The 20,358-nt window shown below is 69.0% G+C and carries 15 protein-coding genes; 12 read left to right on the forward strand and 3 right to left on the reverse strand.

The genetic code is table 11. The annotated features are described in order from the left end of the window. Positions 1 to 8: 8 nt before the first annotated feature. Positions 9 to 1,529, reverse strand: a complete 1,521-nt coding sequence (locus tag MYSTI_RS18750) for a vWA domain-containing protein (protein WP_015349353.1) — start codon at positions 1,527 to 1,529, stop codon at positions 9 to 11. 637 nt (positions 1,530 to 2,166) lie between these two features. Between MYSTI_RS18750 and MYSTI_RS18755 the strand changes: the two genes are divergently transcribed. The 5 genes from MYSTI_RS18755 to udk all read left to right on the forward strand — a co-directional run bounded on the left by MYSTI_RS18755 (position 2,167) and on the right by udk (position 8,648). Further along, positions 2,167 to 2,985: an ATP-binding protein gene (locus MYSTI_RS18755; RefSeq protein ID WP_015349355.1), complete on the forward strand. Its 819-nt coding sequence runs from the start codon at positions 2,167 to 2,169 to the stop codon at positions 2,983 to 2,985. Between the two features lie 647 nt (positions 2,986 to 3,632). Further along, positions 3,633 to 5,321 (forward strand): hypothetical protein, encoded by a 1,689-nt coding sequence (locus MYSTI_RS18765; RefSeq protein ID WP_015349356.1) that lies wholly within the window; start codon positions 3,633 to 3,635, stop codon positions 5,319 to 5,321. Between the two features lie 66 nt (positions 5,322 to 5,387). Next, positions 5,388 to 6,290, forward strand: a complete 903-nt coding sequence (locus MYSTI_RS18770) for a phosphatase domain-containing protein (protein ID WP_015349357.1) — start codon at positions 5,388 to 5,390, stop codon at positions 6,288 to 6,290. A 10-nt stretch (positions 6,291 to 6,300) separates the two neighbouring features. After that, positions 6,301 to 7,998, forward strand: coding sequence for an MbnB/TglH/ChrH family RiPP precursor modification enzyme (locus MYSTI_RS18775; protein WP_015349358.1), 1,698 nt, complete (start codon positions 6,301 to 6,303; stop codon positions 7,996 to 7,998). An 11-nt stretch (positions 7,999 to 8,009) separates the two neighbouring features. Then, positions 8,010 to 8,648: a uridine kinase gene (gene udk, locus MYSTI_RS18780; protein WP_015349359.1), complete on the forward strand. Its 639-nt coding sequence runs from the start codon at positions 8,010 to 8,012 to the stop codon at positions 8,646 to 8,648. A 7-nt stretch (positions 8,649 to 8,655) separates the two neighbouring features. On the opposite strand, the gene MYSTI_RS18785 is transcribed toward udk, so the two are convergent. Next, positions 8,656 to 9,690: an alpha/beta fold hydrolase gene (locus MYSTI_RS18785; RefSeq protein WP_015349360.1), complete on the reverse strand. Its 1,035-nt coding sequence runs from the start codon at positions 9,688 to 9,690 to the stop codon at positions 8,656 to 8,658. Positions 9,691 to 9,742: 52 nt separating this feature from the next. Here MYSTI_RS18785 and MYSTI_RS18790 point away from each other — a divergent pair, with 52 nt between their 5' ends. Then, complete coding sequence (locus tag MYSTI_RS18790; RefSeq protein ID WP_044280891.1) at positions 9,743 to 10,657, forward strand: hypothetical protein; 915 nt, start codon at positions 9,743 to 9,745, stop codon at positions 10,655 to 10,657. A 35-nt stretch (positions 10,658 to 10,692) separates the two neighbouring features. On the opposite strand, the gene MYSTI_RS18795 is transcribed toward MYSTI_RS18790, so the two are convergent. Next, positions 10,693 to 12,891 (reverse strand): BamB-related PQQ repeat family beta-propellar protein, encoded by a 2,199-nt coding sequence (locus MYSTI_RS18795; RefSeq protein ID WP_015349362.1) that lies wholly within the window; start codon positions 12,889 to 12,891, stop codon positions 10,693 to 10,695. Between the two features lie 98 nt (positions 12,892 to 12,989). Here MYSTI_RS18795 and MYSTI_RS18800 point away from each other — a divergent pair, with 98 nt between their 5' ends. From MYSTI_RS18800 to MYSTI_RS18825, 6 genes are all read left to right on the forward strand, one after another. Then, positions 12,990 to 15,122 carry an HTH domain-containing protein gene (locus MYSTI_RS18800; RefSeq protein ID WP_015349363.1) on the forward strand — a complete coding sequence of 711 codons (2,133 nt, stop codon included), beginning with the start codon at positions 12,990 to 12,992 and terminating at the stop codon, positions 15,120 to 15,122. 551 nt (positions 15,123 to 15,673) lie between these two features. After that, positions 15,674 to 16,588, forward strand: a complete 915-nt coding sequence (locus tag MYSTI_RS18805) for a HEAT repeat domain-containing protein (protein WP_015349364.1) — start codon at positions 15,674 to 15,676, stop codon at positions 16,586 to 16,588. Continuing rightward, the gene (locus MYSTI_RS18810; RefSeq protein ID WP_015349365.1) at positions 16,566 to 17,219 is read left to right on the forward strand and encodes a hypothetical protein; all 654 of its coding nucleotides are present in this window, start codon (positions 16,566 to 16,568) and stop codon (positions 17,217 to 17,219) included. The genes MYSTI_RS18805 and MYSTI_RS18810 overlap by 23 nt, the downstream gene beginning before the upstream one ends. A 98-nt stretch (positions 17,220 to 17,317) precedes the next feature. Further along, positions 17,318 to 18,337, forward strand: coding sequence for a biotin--[acetyl-CoA-carboxylase] ligase (locus MYSTI_RS18815; protein ID WP_015349366.1), 1,020 nt, complete (start codon positions 17,318 to 17,320; stop codon positions 18,335 to 18,337). Between the two features lie 52 nt (positions 18,338 to 18,389). Then, positions 18,390 to 19,160, forward strand: coding sequence for a type III pantothenate kinase (locus MYSTI_RS18820; protein WP_015349367.1), 771 nt, complete (start codon positions 18,390 to 18,392; stop codon positions 19,158 to 19,160). Next, on the forward strand, positions 19,157 to 20,299 hold the full coding sequence (locus MYSTI_RS18825; RefSeq protein WP_015349368.1) for a hypothetical protein: 1,143 nt from the start codon (positions 19,157 to 19,159) through the stop codon (positions 20,297 to 20,299). The genes MYSTI_RS18820 and MYSTI_RS18825 overlap by 4 nt, the downstream gene beginning before the upstream one ends. Positions 20,300 to 20,358 lie beyond the last annotated feature (59 nt).

A 20,358-nucleotide genomic window follows, 5' to 3' on the forward strand; every position in this document is an offset into this window, starting at 1 on the left:
GTTTCTGTTCAGCGCGCGGCCACGCTGCGCATCAAGGGCCGTGCTTGCGCCAACAGCGCGAGGAATTCTTCACGCTCCGCATTGCCCGCGGGGGTCGCGGCGCGAGCCATCTCCTGCACGGCCTCCAGGCTCCACGCTTCCGCGTGAGGACTGCGACGGAACAGCTCCGCCGCGCCCATCACCGCGGTCGCGAAGCGCAGGTCCGCGGGGGCCGCCTTGAACGTCTTCGCGAGTGCGCTCGCATGGAAGCGGTACGCACGCTCGGAGGCGGTCGTTCCGCGAGGCTTCTTCGCGCGCACGCGCACCGTGGCCAGGCCCTCGCCCGCGTCGGGCTCGAGCTCCAGCTCGTACAGCGCGGTGACGGTGTGACCGGAGCCCAGCTCGCCCGCGTCGACGCGGTCGTCGCGAAAGCTCTGGTCCGCGATGGCGCGGTTCTCGTAGCCGATGAGCCGATAGCGGGTGACCTGCTTGGGGTCGAACTCCACCTGAATCTTCACGTCCTGCGCGATGACTTCGAGGGTGCCGCCGAGCTGTTCCTGGAAGACACGGCGGGCGGCCATCAGGGAATCCACGTAGAAGTTGTTGCCGTTCCCCTGGTTCGCGAGCTGCTCCATCATCGTGTCCTTGTAGTTGCTCATGCCGAAGCCCACCGTGGTGAGGGTGATGCCCTCCTTCACGAAGCCTCGGATGGCCTTGAGGATCTCCTCGTGTGAGGTCTTCCCCACGTTGGCGTCTCCATCCGAGAGGATGATGACGCGCGAGGTGGAGGTGCCATCGAGGGTCTTCATCGCTTCCTCGTAGGCGAGCGCGATACCGGAGCCCATCGCGGTGGAGCCCGATGCGGTGAGGTCCTCGATGGCGGCGTGGATGAGCGCCTTGCGCTCCATGCCCGTGGGGGGCAGGACGCGTCGGACGGCGCCCGCATACGTGACGAGCGCGACAGTGTCTCCATCGCGGAGGTTGTCCACCAGCATCCTCAAGGCGCGCTTGGCCAGGGGCAGGCGGTCGGGTGACTGCATGGAGCCGGAGACGTCGACGAGGAAGGTGAGGTGCGCGGGCTTGCGCTCGGCGAGGCTGAGCCGCTTGCCCTGGACCCCCACGCGCAGCAGGTGGCGTCCTTGCGTGAAGGGGGACGGCGCGGCATCCAGGTGCACGGCGAACGGGCCGTCGCTGGGGGTGGGCTCGGGATAGGTGTAGCGGAAGTAGTTGAGCATCTCCTCCACCCGCACGGCCTCTCGAGGCGGGAGGCTGCCCGACATCAGGATGCGACGCGTGAGGGTGTAGGAGGCGGTGTCCACGTCCACCGCGAAGGTGGAGAGGCGATCCTCCTGTGCCGTCACGAAGGGATTCACGCCGTAGTCCTTGAAGGACGCGGCGCTGGGCTCGGAGGAGGATTCAGCATCACCGCTGGGTGCGCCGCGCTGGGCGGAGCGGCGGATGAGCTCGGCGGAAGTGGGCTCCGCGCGTTTCCCCCCGAGGATGATGGCTGCCTCGTTGGCGCTGACGCTCCCGCTGGAGGACCCTCTCATCCCAAGGCCTCCGCCTCCGCCTCCGGCCCCTGTGCCCACGGCGCCGAGCCCCGAGGCCGAAGGGGCCTTCCTCCCAGGCGCGAACATGCGCTTCATGCTCTGCTCCAAGGCTTGTCGGTCGGAGCCGGTCATCGCGCCGGATGGGGCAGGGGCGCTGGCCTCTCCCATGGGGGCGCGGGGCTTCTCCGGCGTCGAAGGTGCCTGGCTGGCTGTGCGCACGTCCGGAGGAAGGGGGGCTTCCGAGGGGGCCTTCGACGCCGTCATCGACGGAGGAGGCGGGGGGCTTGCGGGCTCGTTGGGTCGACAGGCGGAGAGCGTGCTGCCCACCGCGAATGCGCACACGACACCCGTGACGGCCAAGGGGTTCCGTCTCATCCACTGCCTCCAGGTTCAGGAAGGAATCGCTGGGGAGTCGGACAGCAACCCGTGGCGAAAGGTTCCCGAGACTTCGCCGTGTCATGGGGGCGACGTGTGGAGGGGCGGCGTACCTCGAGGGTGCGTTGCGTCTGGCCTCCGCGGCCTGTGTGCTGGAGGGGCCTCGCTTGGGAAGAGGCAGGGTGCCGCTGGCGTGCTCCCCGAGTGTGTCGAGCCTATGGCGCGGCGCGAGCAGCTACAGTGAGGGGAGGGTGGACCGGCCATGAGTGATGACGAGAAGAAGGCAGCGCCCACGCCACCGCAGCAGGGGCCCCAGCGCCTGGCGGACCTGCTGCGCAAGGCGATGACGCAGGCCCGCGAGAAGCCCGCTGCGGGACTGGCCCAGCTCGAGGCCGACTGGAAGCAGCGGGAGGTGGAGCGGCGACAGGCCGAGGCGGCGGAGAGGGCCCGGCATGAGGCCTCCCAGGTTGCCGCGTGGCCAGAGCACCTGCGGCAGTGTCATGTGCCGGCGGAGACCGTGGCGGCTCTCTCTGGAGACAAGGTGCTCGATACCCCCGCGATCCGCGCGGCACGGTACGTCCTGCAGGAGGGGCTGCGGACGCTGCTGCTCTCCGGTGGCACTGGGGTGGGGAAGACGACGGGGGCATGTCACCTCTTCCGCCTCGCGGTGCGCGACGAGATGAGCGCGGGGCAGCGGATGCCGAAGTGGGACGCCGATGCGGCGCTCTTCGTCCGCTGGTCGCAGTTGCTCCGCGCCAGCGAGACCGAGGGCGAGGACGGGCAGCTGCTCCATCGGGTCCACCGGGTGCGTGTCCTGGTGCTGGATGACGTGGGGGGAGTGCAAGGCGAGGAGCTGGGCCCTCGCCACCGGGAGTTTCTCGAGGCGCTGGTGGACAGGCGGGACACGCCCGGCTTCGTGACGGCGTACACCACCCAGCTCTCCGTGCAGCGGCGAGAGGGTGCGGCCTCGGACTTCGCGAACTATGTTGGTGCTCGGGTCGTTTCGCGCATGAGCCGCCAGGGCACATTCCACCTGGCTGATTGTGGCACTCGAGATCTTCGCCGCGGGGGGATGTCTTGAGCCGCGTCCTGAAGTCCAGTTGCGGCTGCCGTGGGGGATGTTGGCGCTGCTGACTCCTCCCCCGGGCGTCGGGCCGGGCGTGGCTGAAGTTGCCCGTCCGGTCCGGCGCGGATGCTGGTGTGCGGGTGACGTCTGCCGTGCTGGGTCAGGCGTCAGATGCAGTTTCGGAAGCAGGGCGTGAACAGTCGCAGGCACCTGGCTTCACAGGTGGGGTCGTTCTCGCCACAACCCTCCAGACACCGGTCGTACCCATCGAGACAGGCATCGCAGGATGGAGCCAGATCTGCATCGCTCTCTTCCAGGATGTCGGTGTCATCGTGGGACTCCGCTGCGATGGATGCCCCTGCGCCCAGACACAGCCCGATGAACATCGTCAGTAGTGCGGTCTTCATGTTTGCCCCCTACGTGGATTCCACTGTGTCTGGGTCTGCCGCTCACGGCGAAGCCCAGACAGGAGTGAAACGCAGTGGGCCGCAGCCCGTGCCTGGACTCGTACCGGAGGGCAGGGGCCGGGGCTGCGTCTTGCCCGGACGCGGTTGCGTTGAGTTGGAACGCAGGGACTCAGGCTTCGGGCGGAAGCCCGCAGCTCACGGGATTCGGTATGGGGCTTGCTCAGCGCATCTCGCTGGAAGGAGTGGCGCGACGAGATGCTGATTTTCTTGAAGGCCCCGAGCGAGTCGAACGACGTCATCACGACGCCTATCACTGACGTCATCTTCCTGGACAAGACCACGCGATACACGTCGAAGTTCAAGAAGCTGGCCGTCGACGCTCGAGAGATTGTTCCGTGGTACCGCCTGGATGCCGACCCCATGGACTTCGGGAAGCGCCTGCTTCGCGAAGCGGCGACGGACAAAATGTGTGCGGCGCTCATGGCCCGCGCCACCGAAGTGTGGGGTGTCGACTTCAAGATTCAAGGAGAGGAGTTCGTCACCAAAGAAGTCCAGGCTCACTATGTGAAGCTGCTCAAGGTCTGGCTCAGTCCGCTATCCGGGAGCATTGGCATCAGTGACCGCAGGGCACATCGAGCCACCGTGGACGGGCCAGACGGACAGTATGAACAAGTCTGGAAGAAGCTCGCCCTCGACAAGAAGGCCCTGGGCGACCTGGAGGCGTTGGACTTCTTCAAGGGGATGAATGTCGCTGGCCGGCGAGACCGGAGCCAGATCTACCGCAATGTGACAGAGGCCGCGCGCGCCCTGGTGGGGGAGGTCACTTCCTGGCCATCACGGTCCATCGAGAAGCTCGCGGTGCTGTCCTTGCTGCGCAGCAAAGCACTGGTGGACTACCAGCAACAGATGCTCCAGGCCGCGGCACAGGCCTTGAGTGACAGTTCGCGCACCCCTGCGCCCAGGTTCAAGCAGTGGGAGTATCTGCCGTACTACCTGAGGGGCAAGCCGTTGGAGCGGACTGACGAAGATACCGCAAGGCCTCTCGTCCTGGGGGCGCTCTACGATGCCTTGGGCGAGGCAATGACCAAGGAAGGGAGTGACGAGCGCAAGCTCATCGATGACTTCAAGTTGTTCAATAAGGGGGACGAGTATCGCCGCTGGCGACTGCTCCCTCCGGTGGTGAGGAATCAGGTCCTCATCAGTGATCTGCCGCGCATCATGTTCGATGGGAAGCTCGAGTCCGAGCACTGGCGGATCCAGTTCAAGGAGTCGGCACTGAAGACGCTGTCCGACAAGAGTGTGGGAATCGGTGGCTGGGATGTGAAGATGAAACAACACCCCGCGGCGGTGCCCCATGAGCCTGGACATGGGCCCAGGGACCTCTTTCCGTTCGCGTCTGGCTGGTCTCGCAACGAGTTGTGTCCCAACGTGATTTCATCCAGGTTGATGCTTGCGCCGCTGTATGCGGGGACTTCGGGTCACAACCAAGGGCGCATCCTGGCCTGGCTCGAGCTCGCGAAGCGCGAGAAGTCGCTTGATGCGATTCCCCTGGGGCTTGTCATCTCCGCAGGGTACTCGGTGCTCTGGCGCTTGTATTACGACAAGCGGGTGAGTGGCTTTCACACCATGTTCGAGACCTTCCAGGGGACCTACGTCGACACGACGGTGCGAGACCTGCGCGGTCTTCCTCGTCCCGCTGAAGACCCCGTGTGGAGTGCGGTCCTCGACGCCTCGCCCGAGGGGCAGACGAATGTGTCTACCTTCTGGTCGACGTGCATCAAGCTCTTCGGGAAGACGGGGCAGCCCGTCCTCCATGCATTCAAGTCCGAGCTCGCCAAGTCTCGAGAGGCCGCACTGGTTGACTTCCCAGGCACGGTCATTCCGAGGTGGAGCACGACGGATGACGTCGACGCCACCGCGCCAGAGGTGAATACGTGGGCCTGAGCATGAAGGCGTGGACTGTTCGGACGTAGGCGGAAGGGAAGCGGTGGAGCGATAGTCGAGGCACCCATGCTCATCCCTCCACTCGCCGCAGATGCGTCCTCCGCCCCGCTCGTACTCGACGACGACGGCGCGGAGGCTCGCCAGTTCCGGTCGACGACGCAGCCTCCGGACATGGGGGGCCTCGAGATGCGAGGGCTAGAGGTGCTGCGTTGCTCGGGGAGCGCGCAGCTCTCGGTCTCGGGATATCAAGACGTCGTGCGGCGGATCGCGGAGGTGCCTCGGGAGCTGCTCCATGTCGTGGACCTCCGTCAGGAGTCCCATGGCTTCCTGAACGGAGCGGCGGTGAGTTGGTATGCCGAATCCAACTGGGGCGCCGCGGGGCTGTCCGACGCGGAGGCGCAGTCGCTCGAGCATCAGCGTCTGCTCCTGCTCTCGCGGTCACCTCGCGTGAGGGTGAATGACGTGGCGGGCGTGAAGGGACGCGCGCCTCCGTCCTCTCGTGATTGGGAGTGTCATTCGGTGATGGACGAAGCGCGGGCCTTCGACCTTCTCCCGGGTCGCTACGCCCGGTTCCCCGTCACCGACCACACCCGCCCTCGGGACACCACCGTGGACAGCTTCATCCAATGGGTGCGCGGGCTGGACGAGCGAGCCCATCTCCACCTGCATTGCCGAGGAGGCAAGGGGCGGACCGCCACGTTCATGTGTCTGCTCGACATGCTCCACAACGCCCGGCACGTCTCGCTGGACGCCTTGCTGGACCGCCAGGCACGTCTGGGGGGCTATGACGTGCGCAAGGCGGCCGACCCCGCCAGTCCCAAGGCACCGTTCATCGCCGAGCGGCGGGCCTTCCTGGCTCGATTCCACGAGTACGCCCGAGAGAATCCCAAGGGCGGGCCACTGGGGTGGGGGGAGTGGCTTGCTCGGCGGCTCACCAACTCCGAGCCAAATCCGGGAGCGGTGGATTAGGTTCCGCCGCATGACGCAGGCTGTTTCGGATGCATGGACGTTGCCCTGGCGCGGCCTGGGGCTGAGCAGCAACCTGAGCACCTCGGATGTGCCTCAGCCCTACCGGCTGCTGGACTCCGCTCCGGGCCTCTTCGACTTCGTCGAGTACAGCGCGCCGCTCTCCCTCGATGAGGCGCGCACCCAGGCGAGCCTGTTCTCCGAGATGTGGAGCCGGCGCGCCGAGGTCCCCGTGCTCTTCCACCCCGTGCACCTCAACCTGTGGGGGCCGGAGCTGGAGCCTGTCTCGGCGCTCCAGGCGCTGGATGCCCATGCCCGCACCGTGGGCAGCCCGTGGGTGGGCAACGACGTGGGGTGGTGGCACTCGCGAGGCCAGCCCTTCCCGGGCTACCTCTACCTCACACCTCCGTTCAGCGAGGCGGGTCTGGCCGACTGCGTGGCGCATGCGCTCCATGTCCAGTCGCAGCTCTCCATGCCCCTCGTGCTGGAGAATCCCGCGGTCATGGCACGGCGGGGCCAGTGGCACGTCCTCGACTTCATGGCGAAGCTGCATGCCCGCACGGGACTGCCGCTGCTGTTGGACCTGGGGCACCTCTTCAGCCACCAGCTCTCCTCGGGGCTGCCCTTGGACGCGGGACTCGATGGCTTCCCGCTCGAGCAGGTGGTCGAGATCCACATCGCCGGCGGCGTCGTGTCGCGGCGAGGCGCGCGCGCGTTCTACGTGGATGACCACTCGCAGCCCGTGCGCGAGGAGCTGTTCCAGCTCCTGGAATCCGTCTTGCCGCGGTGTGCCTCGCTCCGGGCCGTCACCTTCGAGGGCGATGGCCACCCGGCCGAGGTGGCCCAGCTCTCCCTGAAGAGGCTGCGCCGGCTCGTCCCCCAGGGCGCCCGTCCTCCGCTTCAGCTGCGCCCCCCGGAGTCCCTCGCCGTGCCTCCGCTCACCGGGGAGAGTCGCCCCTGGGAGCTCTTCGAGGCGGGCCACGCGGTCGTGCCCGCGGAGAAGGTCGAGGACCCCGAGGGGACCCTGGCGGACCAGGACTTCCGCCTGGCCGTGGTGGCCGAGACGCTGGATAAGGACTGGCCGCTATCACGGCTGCTGCTCGCCGGGACCCGGGCGCAGCTGGCCGCCTTCACGGCCTCGCGAGAGTACCGGAACCTCTTCGAGGGGGGAGGGCGCTCGCTGACGCAGGTCTTCTCGGCCTGGGCGATGCGCCGGTTGCGGGAGCAACCCGATGACGGTGCCTCCGCCGCCCTGAGCCTGGAGATGCTTGTCCCCACCGCCTTCATGAAGGCCGCGCCCCCTCCGGCACCAGGGCAGGTGGGGCTGACGGAGGAGGCCCGTCCCGCCAGCTTCCCCGTGAATCTCTCCGAGCTGGTCTTCGCGGCGCGCACTGTACGCAGGCATCTCACCGCCCGTGCGTGGGCTTGCGGGGAGCTGGACCTGTCGGGACTGGAGGCGTTGGCCCAGGTGGCACGGCGCCCCGGTGCGGAGCCCTGGAGCTTCGCCGTCCGACGGAAGGCCCCCGGCCATGAGGTGCTGAACGTCTCGAGGGGGCTGGCGGAGCTGCTCCGGGAGCTGGGCTCACGGCCTCGGGCGGTGGAATCCGTGCCCCCGGAGGTGCTCGCCGAGGGCCTCTGGCACCGGCTGATCCGCCTGGGTGATACATCTGGAGTAGAGCGCCCCCTTGCACAGGCTCGTCCGGTAAGGTAGGTCGCGCCGCAATGACGTCGTCACCCCTCGTTATCGGAATCGCGGGTGGCACCGCGTCCGGCAAGACCACCGTCGCCCGAAAGGTCCGTGAGGCGCTTGCCGATTGCCGCGTGGCCTTCATTGATCAGGACTCGTACTACCGGGACCTGAAGGACCTCCCCATCGCCGACCGCCGGGAGGTCAACTTCGACCATCCCGATGCGTTCGACATTGAGTTGCTGGTGCGACACCTGCGGGAGTTGAAGGCGGGGCGTCCCATCCAGAAGCCGGTCTACGACTTCGTCACCTCGTCGCGTCAGCCCCGCACCATGGGCGTGGACCCGGGGGACATCATCCTCATCGAGGGCATCCTCGTCCTTCACATGAAGGAAGTGCGCGATGAGATGGACGTGAAGATCTACGTCGACGCGGACGACGACCTGCGGATCCTCCGGCGCCTCACCCGTGACATCAAGGACCGGGGCCGCGACTTCGACCACGTCGTCAGCCAGTACCTGCGCCACGTGCGCCCCATGCACATGGGCTTCGTGGAGCCGTCCAAGCACTTCGCGGACATCATCATTCCGCACGGCGGCAACAACGAGATCGCCATCAGCATGCTGGTGGGCGCGCTGCGGGGGAAGCTCTCCGCGCCGCAGCCTCGCGAGTAGCGCTCGCTCAGCCCACGCGCCGCAGGAAGTCTCCCAGCGGCGCACGCAGTCGCTCCGGCTCGGACAGGAGCGCCCCGTGGTCGCCCGGACCCGGAAGCTCCACCATCCGAGCGCTCACGCCCGCGGCGCTGAGCAGGTGGTACGTGTCCCGCACCCGGTTCACCGGCGCCAGCACGTCCGAGTTCCCCGCCACCAGCAGCACCCGCGCGCGAATCTGCGCGAAGCAGTCCGCCACGTCGCAGCCCGCGTAGGCCGAGCAGAGCGTCGCCCACGAGGAGGCATCGAAGGTCTCCGAGAAGGACTCGGCCTCTGCCTCGAGCGCGGTGCGCACCGCCTCCGCGTCCGCGTGGCGCCGTGACAGGTACTCGCGCCCGAACAAGAGCTTCTGGAAGTCCAGCCGCAGCCGCCGCATCGTCTTGCGAGGCATGGCGTCCGGCTCGTAGAGGCCCTCGCGAAAGTCCGGGTCGGCGCGCAGCAGCTGCCACGCCAGCCCCAGCTTCTCGCGCACGCCCTCCGGGAGCGCCCGCGCCGCGCCGATGGCCACCACCGCGTCCGACAAGTCGGGGAAGAGGGCCGCGAGCCGCAGCGCCACCTGCGCGCCCAGCCCCACGCCCACCAGCGCTCGCACGTGGTTCAGCCCTCGGGCCCTCAAGAGCGCCGACACGCCTCTCGCCATGTCGAGCACCGTGAGCGGAGGCAGGCTCAGGCCCAGCCGCTCGCCCGTGGCCAGGTCCACCGTCGCCGGTGACGTGCTGCCGAACGGGCTGCCCAGCAAGCCGGGGACGATGACCGGCATGGTGTCGGGATCCAACGGCAACCCCGGCCCCACCAGCTCACGGGCCCAGCCGGACGGCTGATACGCGGAGTCCTCCACGGGACCTACTGCCCGGTGCGAATGCGACAGGTCGTGCAGCAACACCACTGCTTTGCCGTCGCACGGTTCTCCGTAGGCCGCCCAGGCCACCTGGGGGTTGCGCAGGAGCTCGCCCTCCTCCAGAGGGAGGAGCGAGGTGAACAGGTGGGTGCCGGTGGCCTGGATCACGTTGGGGAATTTTCATATCACTGCCTGCTCCACCGCACAGGGAGACTGCCGCTTGAAGCGCTATTTCGGAGTCATTGTCCTCGTCGCTGGTGTGCTGCTGGGCGCCATCATGAGCTACCGCAGCGCCAGTGCCCGCACCAAGGAGGCGCAGCGCGAGGCGGACGTCCAACGCATCCACGCCGACTATCTCGAGCGCGTGGGTTGGATGCGCGCCAATCCGGACGCGAACACGTACCGCGAGGAACTCAAGCCCTTCTTCAAGAACTACTTCGAGCAGGTGGACGACCACCTGAAGGCGTTCAACGGCAACAAGAACTTCGACAACTATCTCCAGGAGCTGGAGAAGCGCGCGGAGACCGGCAAGGACGAGCGCGCCGGGGACCGCAAGGCGTTCTACGACTACGCGCGGAAGATCTTCGACAGCCTGCGCGAGGGCCGCTACAGCCCGATGTGGACGTCGACGGACAAGGGCATGCGCCTGGATATCGTGTCCTCGGACGTCATCATGGTGATGGGCAAGCCGCAGGTCCGGTTGCAGCTGGTGGTGTGGGGCGCCCAGCGGCAGCTCAAGGACGAGGGCAAGGTCCGCAAGATGGTGACCAGCGCGACGTTCGACACGGTGTGGCGGCTGCTCGACGCGAAGGGGAAGCTGCTGGGGGAGATGCGCGGGAGTGACCCGTCGATGAGGATCGACCACCCGGAGCGCTTCATCGCCGAGTTCCCGCCGCAGATGGTGCTGGGCCACTACGACCTGGACCTGATGCCGAACGAAGTGGCGCGGATGGAGATGACGACCACCGTGTCGTCGCGTGCGGCCTCGGGCGGTGACGTCATGGCCACCTACGCGTGGAAGCTGGACATCCCCTCCGAGTGGAAGCTGGGGGCGGGTGAGACGTGGGAGGGCGCGACCCAGGAGGAGCGGCCCGAGGAGGAGATCGACCCGTCGAAGAAGGCCGCCGCGAACTGAGTCGTGCGACGTGAGGAGAGCCCGAAGCGCTCTCCTCACTCCACGACGGTGAAGTGGGTGCCCAGCCGGTACGCGGACAGCGTGCCGGTGTCGTCCAGGAAGAAGAGGTTGAGGCGCACGTCCGCCTGGAGCGCGACGAGCCCCACCCCCGCGCGCACCTCCGCCAGCACCTGGCCTCCTCGCGGGTCCACCGCGCGCACGCGCTCTCCGGGCACCAGCGTCACGCCCCGCGCGGTGCGTGCCGGAAGCGCGCCGATGAGCGGCTCTCCCGCGGCGCCCACGCGCCAGTCGATGGTGCCCGACGCGGCGACGCGTGCCGCGGCTCCGGAGGCGCTCGTCACCACGACGGCGCGAGGGAGCGGGGACAACGCATAGGGACCCGGGCCCAGGTTCAGCGGCCGCTCCCAGACGGGCTTCCCCTGCTTGTCCAGGCACAGCAGGACGCCCTCGCGTTCACGCTCACCCGCGAGGAACACGCGCGAGCCCACGGGCAGCGGCGCGGACGGGTGCGTGAGGTCCGGCTCGTGGGTCCACGCGGCTTCGCCGGTGTGCGCGTCGGCCAGGAGCAGGGCCCAGCGGGAGCCTCGGCCCAGCAGCGCGAGGAAGCGCCGGCCCCAGGGCACGGGGAGGCCATGGAAGGGCAGCGGCGCGCGCATGCGGAAGCGCACCTGTCCATCCTCGAGGTCCAGGCCGTAGACGTAGCCGGAGTCCGTGGTCACCAGGGCGCGATGGCCTTGTGTCGCGAGCCAGCTGCGCTGGGTGCGCGGGGGGGCCAGTCGCCACACCTCGCGGCCCGTGGCTTCCGCGAAGGCGACGACGGTGCGGTCCTCGGAGAGCGTGAGGAGCAGCCCGTCCTTGCGCATGAGCAGGGGCCCCAGGGGGATTCCGTCGTGGTCGTGCAACCAGCGCGCGCCCGTGCCTCGGCCCGTGAAGCCGTAGACGCGCGACAAGTCCGCCGCGATGGCGTGGCCATCCGCCGACGCGGCCACGCCCAAGGGGGCGGCTCGCTTCCAGAGCCTCGTGCCGTCCTTGCGCGAGAAGGCCACCGCGATTCGTGGCGCGCAGCAGACGGGGCCGTGGCGGCCGAGCAGGAGCCGGGACTCCTCCGCGTCGTCGATTCCGCGCTGCTCCCACAGCTTCTCGAAGCGCAGCCTCCGCAGTCGGCCGGGCACCTTGAGCGGCTTCGAGGCGCTCCCCGTCGACCGTGAGCGCTTCTCCCGGGCCGCGCCCGTGCGCTCGGGAGGCTCCACGGGGCCGCGCAGGTGGGAGAGCCCCTCGCGGCAGCGGTCCGCCAGCTCCACCAGGTAGGGGTTGCCGACCAGCGTGCGGTCTTCCTCCGCGAAGGCCGCGCCGAGCGCCTCGCCCAGGTGGAAGAGGGCGGCGGCCAGGTCCGTGCCCGTGAGCGCGAACGACGTCCCCGTGCGCCCCGCCTTGGCCTTGCCGTCCTTGAGGTCCAGCAGCAGCGGAGCCCGAGTCCCCGCCGGAGCCAGCTCGAAGCGCGCCTCCCCCAGCTCCACCGCGCGGGCGAGCTCCACGGCCTGGCGCGACAGCTCGAGCACCGTCAGGAACGGCGGGGCCTGCACCTTCCAGGCATCAGGTCGTCCCGGGAGTGAGAGCCAGACTTCACCGGCGGTCAGGAGTGGGGCGAGCATCCCGGCCGTGCCCCGCTTTCCTCCATCGCGGGTGACGCGGGGGCTGGTGCCTCGCAGCTCGAAGCCGAACCCGGTGAGGGCAGGGGGCTCCACCCGCTTCACGGAGGGCCGGTGGGGCTCTTCCTCCGGGGGCCGGGCGGGCCGGGCCAGCTGCTTGAGGGGCTCGGCGAGGGCCTGGGCCAGAGGGGAGGAGACTGACTTGGGGGCCAGCCGGGTGACGTCCGCCAGGAATCGCGCTCCGGTGGTGCGGACGGCCTCCACCAGCTCGTCCATGTCCACCTTCACGGGGGGGCGCATGAGCCGGGCGGGTCGGGCCAGGTTGGCCACGAGCAGCTCCACCTGGGGTCCCACCCGCCTCAGCACGAGCTCCAGGTGGGCTTCCGCGAGAGAAACCTGGGCCATTCCCTGGACTCCCGTGTACAGGGAGGTCACGGCGCGCACCAAAGCGGGCACTACTTCTGCTAAGGACTCCTCCACCGCTCCGGACAGAAGGTCCACTCCATCCAGTTCCAGTGCGATGGAATCCAGCGGGGAGGCCGAGGGTTCGCGTTTCCAGCGATGTCCGATGCGTATGCGGGTCATCTTCCGTTCGTTGACAAGCCAGTTTAGCGATGGCTAGCATCCGCCGCCCATACGGACCTACATTTTTGTAACCGTTCGGAATTCTTGGGGAATACTCGATGACATTCTACGAGGCCGCGCTCCGAGTCCTGGAGAGCGAAGGTCGTCCCCTCCACTTCCTTGAAATCACAGAGAAGTCCATCCAACAGAGCCTGCTCTCCCACGTCGGCAAGACGCCCGAAGTGACGATGCTCTCGCGCTTGGCCGCCATGGCGCGCCGCACGAGGGACCGCAAGGTGATTGTGACCGCGAAGGACACCTTCGCGTTGGTGGATTGGTCGATTCCCGAGGATGTTGAGGCCCTGGCACAGACTGGCGTAATCGAGCCGAATCCGGAAGAGGACCTGCCGCCCTTGAGGCCGGCGGAGCGTCATCCGGAGCCACGCACGGACAACGTGCGGGCGGCGGGTCGCGGCAGTGAGCGCAAGCGCCGGAGGGACGAAGACGAGGAGCGGGGTGGAAAGCGCAAGCGTTTCCCGCCGCTGCCAGAGGTGGTGTTCGAAATCCTCAGCGATGCCGACGCGGGGCTGCGCACCGAGGCCATCATCGAGCGGGCTCGGAGCAAGGAGCTGTGCGCCGAGGACCTCACGGTGGAGGCGGTGCTCACGGCGCTCCTGGAGGACAACCAGCGCCGCATCGACGCGGGCCGCCGGCCGCAGTACGCGTTCAACAAGGACTCCGGAGAGGTGACGCTGGAGCGCGCGGGCTCGCCGAGCGAGGCCCCGTCGCTGGAGCTCCAGGCCGCGTTCGCGCAGGCGCTGGGGATTCCGCTGGAGGCGGGACGTCCGGTGTTGGCTCGGACGGGAGCCGCCGCGGCCGCGAGCGAGCCGGTGGTGGATGCCGCGCTGCTGACCACGCTGCGCACGTCGCTCAAGGACGCGCGTCGCGCGGTGGCGCGTGGGTTGCGCAAGCGCCTGGGCGACGCGGACGTGGGAACGTTCGAGAAGTCCGTCGTGAAGATGATGCACGCGCTGGGCTTCCGCGAGCTGAAGGTGGCCAAGCGTTCCAAGGAAGGCCCCTTGCTGACGGCGCGCAAGCGCGAGGGCAGCGTGGAGCTGCGCTACGCGGTGCGGATGCTGAAGGGCACTCCGGCCATCGACCGCAAGAGCGTGCAGGAGCTGCGTCGCGACCTGAGCCACTACTCGGCGCAGGTCGGCTTGCTGGTGACGGCGGGCGATGTGCGCGGGGACGCGCGCACCGAGGCGCAGGCCAGCGGCTCGCTGGTGATGCTGTGGTGCGGGGACGCGCTGGGGGAGAAGTTCCTGGAGGCCGAGACGGCCGTCACCGTCACGCGCGTCGAGCTGTACGAGGTGGACGAGCGGTTCTTCGAGGCCGCGAAGCTGGATGCCGAGGAGGCCCAGAAGCGCCGCGAGGAGCGTCAGCGCGAGAAGCAGACGCGCGAGGACGAGGGAGGCGAGGTCGCCGCCACTCCGACGGAGCGTCCGCGCGAGAAGCGTCGTCGTGAGCGGGAGCGGCGTGAGGCGCGCTCGTCCGACGAGGTGGAGGTCTCCGTGGAGGGTGCGGAGGCTCGCGAGGGTGGTGGTGCCGCGGCCGAGCCCCGTGAGGGGATTCCCGCCGCGCCCGTTCCGGCGCCGCAGTCCACGGGTGCGGAGGACGACGAGGGCGACGACGGGGATGACGAGGGCGAGGACGATGACCTGGAGGCCGCGAGCGCCTTCGTGGGGGCTCGTCCGGACGGTTCCGCCGCCGACGGTGGGGCCGATGCCGCGCAGGGTGATCGCAAGCGCCGCCGCCGCCGTCGTCGTGGGCGCCGGGGTCGTGGCAACCGGGGCGCCGAGGCTGGCGCCACGCCGGCGGGGGCACCGCAAGGTGAGGGTGCCGTCGCGGGAGCCGAGGGTGCCGTGACGGCTCCCGAGGCTGGCGTCGCGCCGACGGAGGGAGCCGCCACTTCGGGTGCTGAGGTCCAGGGCACGGAGACCGCGACGGGTGTCGAGTCGGGTGCTGTGGCTTCGACGGAGGAGTCCGCGCCTGTGGCAACCCAGCCGGAGGTCGTCGCGCAGCCGGCTGAGGTTGTGGCCCCTGCTGTGACGGAAGGCGCTACGGAGGTTGCCGCGGTGGAACAGGCTCCTTCGGAAGAGACCGTCAAGGCGGCGACGGAGGGTGTTGCTTCCGAGACTCCGCAGGATGCGTCGACTCCGCCCAAGCTTCCCTCCGAGGGGAGCGAAGGCTGACGCTTCCGCGTCGTCGGTCGTTGTGAAGAGTGGGCGCGGTGGCTCGCACATGTTGCGAGAGGCCGCGTCCACTCCGTGGCATCCAGCATCGGGGACCGGGGCCATGCTCCCTGAGTCGAGGGCCGCAGGGCGTGGGTGTCGTTGCTCGCGCGAGATGCTGCGTGCACTCGGTGGCATCCATCGCCAGGTCTTCCATCGGGGACCGGGGCCATGCTCCCTGAGTCGAGGGCCGCAGGGCGTGGGTGTCGTTGCTCGCGCGAGATGCCGCGTGCACTCCGTGGCATCCACTGCCAGGTCTTTCATCGGGGACTGGGGCATGCTCCCCGCGTCGAGGGCCGTCGAGCGTGGGTGACGCTGCTCGGGCGGGATTCGAGCCGCCACCTCCACTCATGGCTTGGCTCCCTGCCAAAGAAGGGGCCAGGTCGCACGAGGTGCGAGGGGCCGTGCTCCTTCGTCCGCGGCCCGAAAAGTGGGCTTGAGGTCACACCCTTCGTCCCGATGGGCGGGAATGACCGGCACAGGTCTGATTCGGGTGTTACCCTGAGGGGGCGATGAAGCCGGCCCTGATGCTCGCCTTCTGCGTCGTCCTCCTTGGTGCCTGCCGCTCGCAGGCGCCACGCCATCTCGTGGCGCCCGTGGAGGTGTCCGGTGCCACGGTGCGGGACAACGCCCTGCTGGGGATTGCTCCCGAGGGCGTCGCGACCTTGTTCTCCCACGCGCTGAAGTCCTCCGGCCGCTTCGAGCTGAAAAGCGAAGAGACCCCTCGCGACGCGCGCCCCTGGCGCCTCACGCTCGAGATTCCGTTCACCCGCGAGGTCCTGAAGGACGGAGACCCACGCAGCTTCGCGGAGGTCGGCGCCAACCTCATCCTGGAGCGCTTCGGCGGAGACCTGCCGCAACGCTACGAGGTCGTCGGACTCGGCGAGGCCCCCGTCCTCGAGGACACTCCCGAGGGGCGACAGTCCGCCATGCGCACCGCGCTGGAGGCCGTGCTCCGTCAGGTGACCGACTCCTCGGTGCTACAGCTCGCCGCCCTGGAGCGCACCGACGAGGCCCTGGTCCAGGAGCTCCGTGCCGATGACGCGCGCATCCGCGAGTTCGCCCTGCGCACCCTGGCCGAGCGCCAGCACCCCGCCGCGGCTCCGCTGCTCATCGAGCGTCTGAAGGAGTCCTCCGATGGGGACGCCCTGCGAAGGACGATCGGCGCCCTGGTCGAGATGAAGGCCCGCGTCGCCGTGCCGGCGCTCATCGACCTGGGGCGGGGCCGGGACAACGGCTTCGTGCAGGAGCTGGTCTTCGCCGTGGGCGAGATTGGTGGCCCGGAGGCGGAGGCATACTTGTATACCGTGGCCCAGGGGCATGACGCGCCAGCCGTGCAGGCCGCGGCGCAGCAGGCCCTGGAAACGCTCTACGCTTCACGCAAGCACATCACCGCGGAGGCGCGTGGCCGGGACCACGCGGACTGACATCGAGATGACGCGTTCGTTCGGACTGGGTGGGGCTGCCCTGCTGGCCGCCATGGTGCTGGGAAGCGGCTGCGCCAAGCGCGTGGAGGCGGAGCCCGAGGCTCGGTCCGCCACGGGAGATGTGGCGGACTACTACCCGCTCGCCATCGGCAACAAGTGGACGTACCAGCTCAACGGACGGGCCGACCGCTCCGTCACCGTGGAGATCCTCAAGCAGGAGGAGGGTTACTTTCACGACAATCAGGGCGGCCAGTTCTCCGTGGACGCCTATGGGCTGCGCGACCCCAAGCGCTACCTGCTCCGCGCCCCCCTGCGCACCGGCCAGGCGTGGACGAACGTGGTGTCCGTGTCCTCCACGGAGCGCTACCAGATTGTCCAGGCCGGCGGCTCCTGTGAGACGCCCGCGGGCACCTTCCCGTCGTGCATCGAGGTCGAAGGGCGCAACCGCGTCGACGCCAAGGCCACGCTCATCAACACGATGACGTTCGCCCCGGGCGTGGGCATGGTCCGCCTGGAGACCGCCGTGGAGACCGCCAACCAGCAGCGCATCCCCCAGACTCGCCTGGAGCTGGTGTCCTACGAGTTGAAGGGCGGCGCCTCCTCGAACGGGAGCCCTCCGGCGGCCCGCTGAGTGCCGGGGCGGTGAACAAGGAGCCTCGGGTCGAGAACCCGGTGGGTTGAAAGCCTCGGCGCCGCTCCATACCCTTGCGCCTCTCGCGAGGTGTCGCCGTGGCCGTGGAAACAACAGAGCAGACGCAAGAGGAGCTCATCCTGGGGTTCCTCTCGGAGAGCGGTGACGACTACACCTCGGGCGAGGCCCTGTCGGGCAAGCTGGGGCTCTCCCGCACGGCTGTCTGGAAGCGGGTGGAGGCGCTGCGCACCAAGGGCTACCGCATCGAGGCCATCCCCGCACGGGGCTACCGGCTGGTGGAGGTGCCCGACCGCCTCACGTCGCTGGAAGTCGCCCCGCTCCTGGGGACGCGCGACCTGGGCCGCACCCTCCACCACCACGCCGTGGTGGGCTCCACCAACGAGGTCGCCTTCCGCCTGGCGCAGGACGGCGCCGAGCACGGCGAGGTCGTGGTGGCCGAGCAGCAGACCTCCGGCAAGGGACGCCGGGGTCGCGCCTGGGTGTCTCCCCCGGGGCTGAATCTGTACTTCTCCGCCATCCTCCGCCCGGAGCTGCCGCCGCAGCGCGCTCCCGAGCTGACCCTCGTGGCGGCCGTGGCGCTGGCGGAGAACCTGCGCGAGTTCGGCGCGGACGCGGCCATCAAGTGGCCCAACGACGTGCAGATCTCCGGTCGCAAGGTGGCGGGCATCCTCACGGAGCTCTCCGCGGAGCCCGAGCGCGTCCACTTCGTCATCGTCGGCGTGGGGGTCAACCTGAACTGCCAGGTGGAGCACTTCCCGGAGGAGCTGCGGGAGACGGCCACGTCGGTGTCGCTGGCCCGAGGCGAGAAGGTGCACCGGGCCCAGTTCGCCGCGGGCCTCTGGACGCGGATGGAGGAGTGGCTGGACCTGTATCTGGAGACGGGCTTCGACGCGGTGCGTGCCCGCTGGAAGGAGCTGTCCTCCACCCTGGGTCAGGACGTCCTGGTCCGCACGGACCGCAGCGAGCTGCGAGGGTACGCGGTGGACATCGACCCGTCGGGGGCGCTGCTGGTGCGCACCGAGGCGGGGCAGGTGGAGCGGGTGCTCGCGGGAGACGTGGAGCAGCTGCGCCCCCGGCAGCCGCAGCGCCCGCTGTAGGCCCGGCAAGTCGGCCCGCGGAGAGGCCCTTCGGAGTAGAGTGCGCGGCGTGATGCTCCTGGCCATCGACGTTGGCAATACCAACACCGTTCTCGGGGTGTTCGAGGGCCGGAAGCTGCTCGACCACTGGCGCGTGGAGACGAGCACGCGGCGCACCTCCGACGAGTACGGCATCCTGGTGCGCCAGCTCTTCTCCCACAGCGGCATCGACGCGGCGAAGGTGCGTGCGGTGGCCGTGTCCAGCGTGGTGCCGCCGCTCCAGTTCAGCCTGGAGAAGATGAGCGAGCGCTACTTCCGCATGCGGCCCATGTTCGTGGGGCCCGGCGTGAAGACGGGCATGCCCATCCTCTACGACAACCCTCGCGAGGTGGGCGCCGACCGCATCGTCAACGCGGTGGCCGCGTTCGAGAAGCACCGCTCGGCGCTCATCGTCGTGGACTTCGGCACCGCGACGACGTTCGACGCCGTGTCCGCGCGAGGCGAGTACCTGGGCGGCTGCATCTGCCCGGGCATCAACATCTCCATGGAGGCCCTGTTCCAGAACGCCTCCAAGCTGCCGCGCGTGGAGTTCGTGCGGCCGCCCCACGTCATCGGGCGCAACACGGTGCACTCGATGCAGTCGGGGCTCTTCTACGGTTACGTCGGGATGGTGGACGGCATCTGCGCGCGCATGCAGACCGACCAGGGCCAGCCCGTGAGAGTGGTGGCCACCGGAGGGCTCGCGCCGCTGGTGGCCAGTGGATCCAAGGCCATCCACGAAGTGGACGAGTTCCTCACGCTCGAGGGCCTGCGCATCATCTACGGAAGGAATCACGCGACATGACGACCGCCGCCCCCGGCAACATCCCGGCGCCGCCTCCCGGCTGCCCCTTCAACGCGGAGTTCCTGCCGCCCAACCTGCGCAAGCACGTGGACCCCGCGGCGCCCGTTCCGCTGCGGATGATGGCCGCCAAGTCGCTGGTGCCCCTCAGCCCGTCGGACATGCTCGGCGCGCTCTTCATGCTGACGTTCGACGCGGACACGGCGGTGCGCGAGACGGCGGCGAAGACGTCCTCGGGGCTCCCGGAGAAGATCCTCGGCTCCGCGCTGCGCGACGAGGAAGTGCAGCCCCAAGTGCTGGGCTACTTCCTGGGCCTGTTGAAGGAGAAGGACGCCTACGCGGAGATGCTCGTCCTCAACGCCAGCACGCCCGACGAGGCCGTCGCGGCGGTGGCTCGGGACTGCGGCGCGAAGCTGGCGGAAATCATCGGGCAGAACCAGCTCCGCCTGCTGCGCCACGAAGACATCCTGCGCAACCTCTGCTCCAACGCGCAGGCGCCGGTGTCGCTCATCGACGGTGTCTGTGACTTCGCGGTGCGCAGCGGGATGCAGCTGACGGACGTGCCGCAGATGAAGGCGGCGCGCGTGCGCCTGTTCGGCCCCGAGGCCGCGGAGGCGCCGCCAGACCCGGGTCCCACGGCCGAGCAGGTCCTCCAGGAGATGGGGGGCGAGGTGTCGGACGAGAACGCCGCGCCGCTCGAGGAGGGCAAGCGCCTGACGCTGGCTCAGCGGCTGATGAAGATGTCCATCTCGGAGAAGATCAAGCTGGCGACGCTGGGCAACAAGGAGGCCCGCGGCGCACTCATCCGGGACACGAACAAGCTGGTGGCCGTGGCCGTCATCCGCAGCCCGCGCATCACCGACGGCGAGGTGCTGTCGTGCGCGGCGAACCGCGCCATCATGGAAGACGTCCTCCGCGTCATCTACAACAACCGCGAGTGGACGAAGAACATGAAGGTGAAGCTGGCCCTGGTGAAGAACCCCAAGGTGCCGCTCACCGTCACGATGAAGTTCCTGAACGTGCTGCGCGACAACGAGCTCAAGGACCTGAGCCGCGACAAGAACGTGCCCGCCGCCGTGCAGCAGTTCGCCAAGAAGATGCTGGAGAAGAAGACCACGCCCAAGCGGACCGACGACAAGTAGGCGCGGGGCAGGGGAGCCTCCGAGGAGGCTCTTCCCACCCCGGCGGGATGACTCGCCGG

Origin of the sequence: Myxococcus stipitatus DSM 14675, assembly GCF_000331735.1 — a bacterium.
GTDB classification, from domain to species: Bacteria; Myxococcota; Myxococcia; order Myxococcales; family Myxococcaceae; genus Myxococcus; species Myxococcus stipitatus.

Bases quoted from the DNA above. Each gene is read 5' to 3' on its own strand.
- MYSTI_RS18750 (WP_015349353.1), bottom strand. From the start codon at position 1,529: ATGAGAGGGTCCTCCAGCGGGAGCGTCAGCGCCAACGAGGCAGCCATC.
- MYSTI_RS18755 (WP_015349355.1), top strand. From the start codon at position 2,167: ATGAGTGATGACGAGAAGAAGGCAGCGCCCACGCCACCGCAGCAGGGG.
- MYSTI_RS18765 (WP_015349356.1), top strand. From the start codon at position 3,633: ATGCTGATTTTCTTGAAGGCCCCGAGCGAGTCGAACGACGTCATCACG.
- MYSTI_RS18770 (WP_015349357.1), top strand. From the start codon at position 5,388: ATGCTCATCCCTCCACTCGCCGCAGATGCGTCCTCCGCCCCGCTCGTA.
- MYSTI_RS18775 (WP_015349358.1), top strand. From the start codon at position 6,301: ATGACGCAGGCTGTTTCGGATGCATGGACGTTGCCCTGGCGCGGCCTG.
- udk (WP_015349359.1), top strand. From the start codon at position 8,010: ATGACGTCGTCACCCCTCGTTATCGGAATCGCGGGTGGCACCGCGTCC.
- MYSTI_RS18795 (WP_015349362.1), bottom strand. From the start codon at position 12,891: ATGACCCGCATACGCATCGGACATCGCTGGAAACGCGAACCCTCGGCC.
- MYSTI_RS18800 (WP_015349363.1), top strand. From the start codon at position 12,990: ATGACATTCTACGAGGCCGCGCTCCGAGTCCTGGAGAGCGAAGGTCGT.
- MYSTI_RS18805 (WP_015349364.1), top strand. From the start codon at position 15,674: ATGAAGCCGGCCCTGATGCTCGCCTTCTGCGTCGTCCTCCTTGGTGCC.
- MYSTI_RS18820 (WP_015349367.1), top strand. From the start codon at position 18,390: ATGCTCCTGGCCATCGACGTTGGCAATACCAACACCGTTCTCGGGGTG.
- MYSTI_RS18825 (WP_015349368.1), top strand. From the start codon at position 19,157: ATGACGACCGCCGCCCCCGGCAACATCCCGGCGCCGCCTCCCGGCTGC.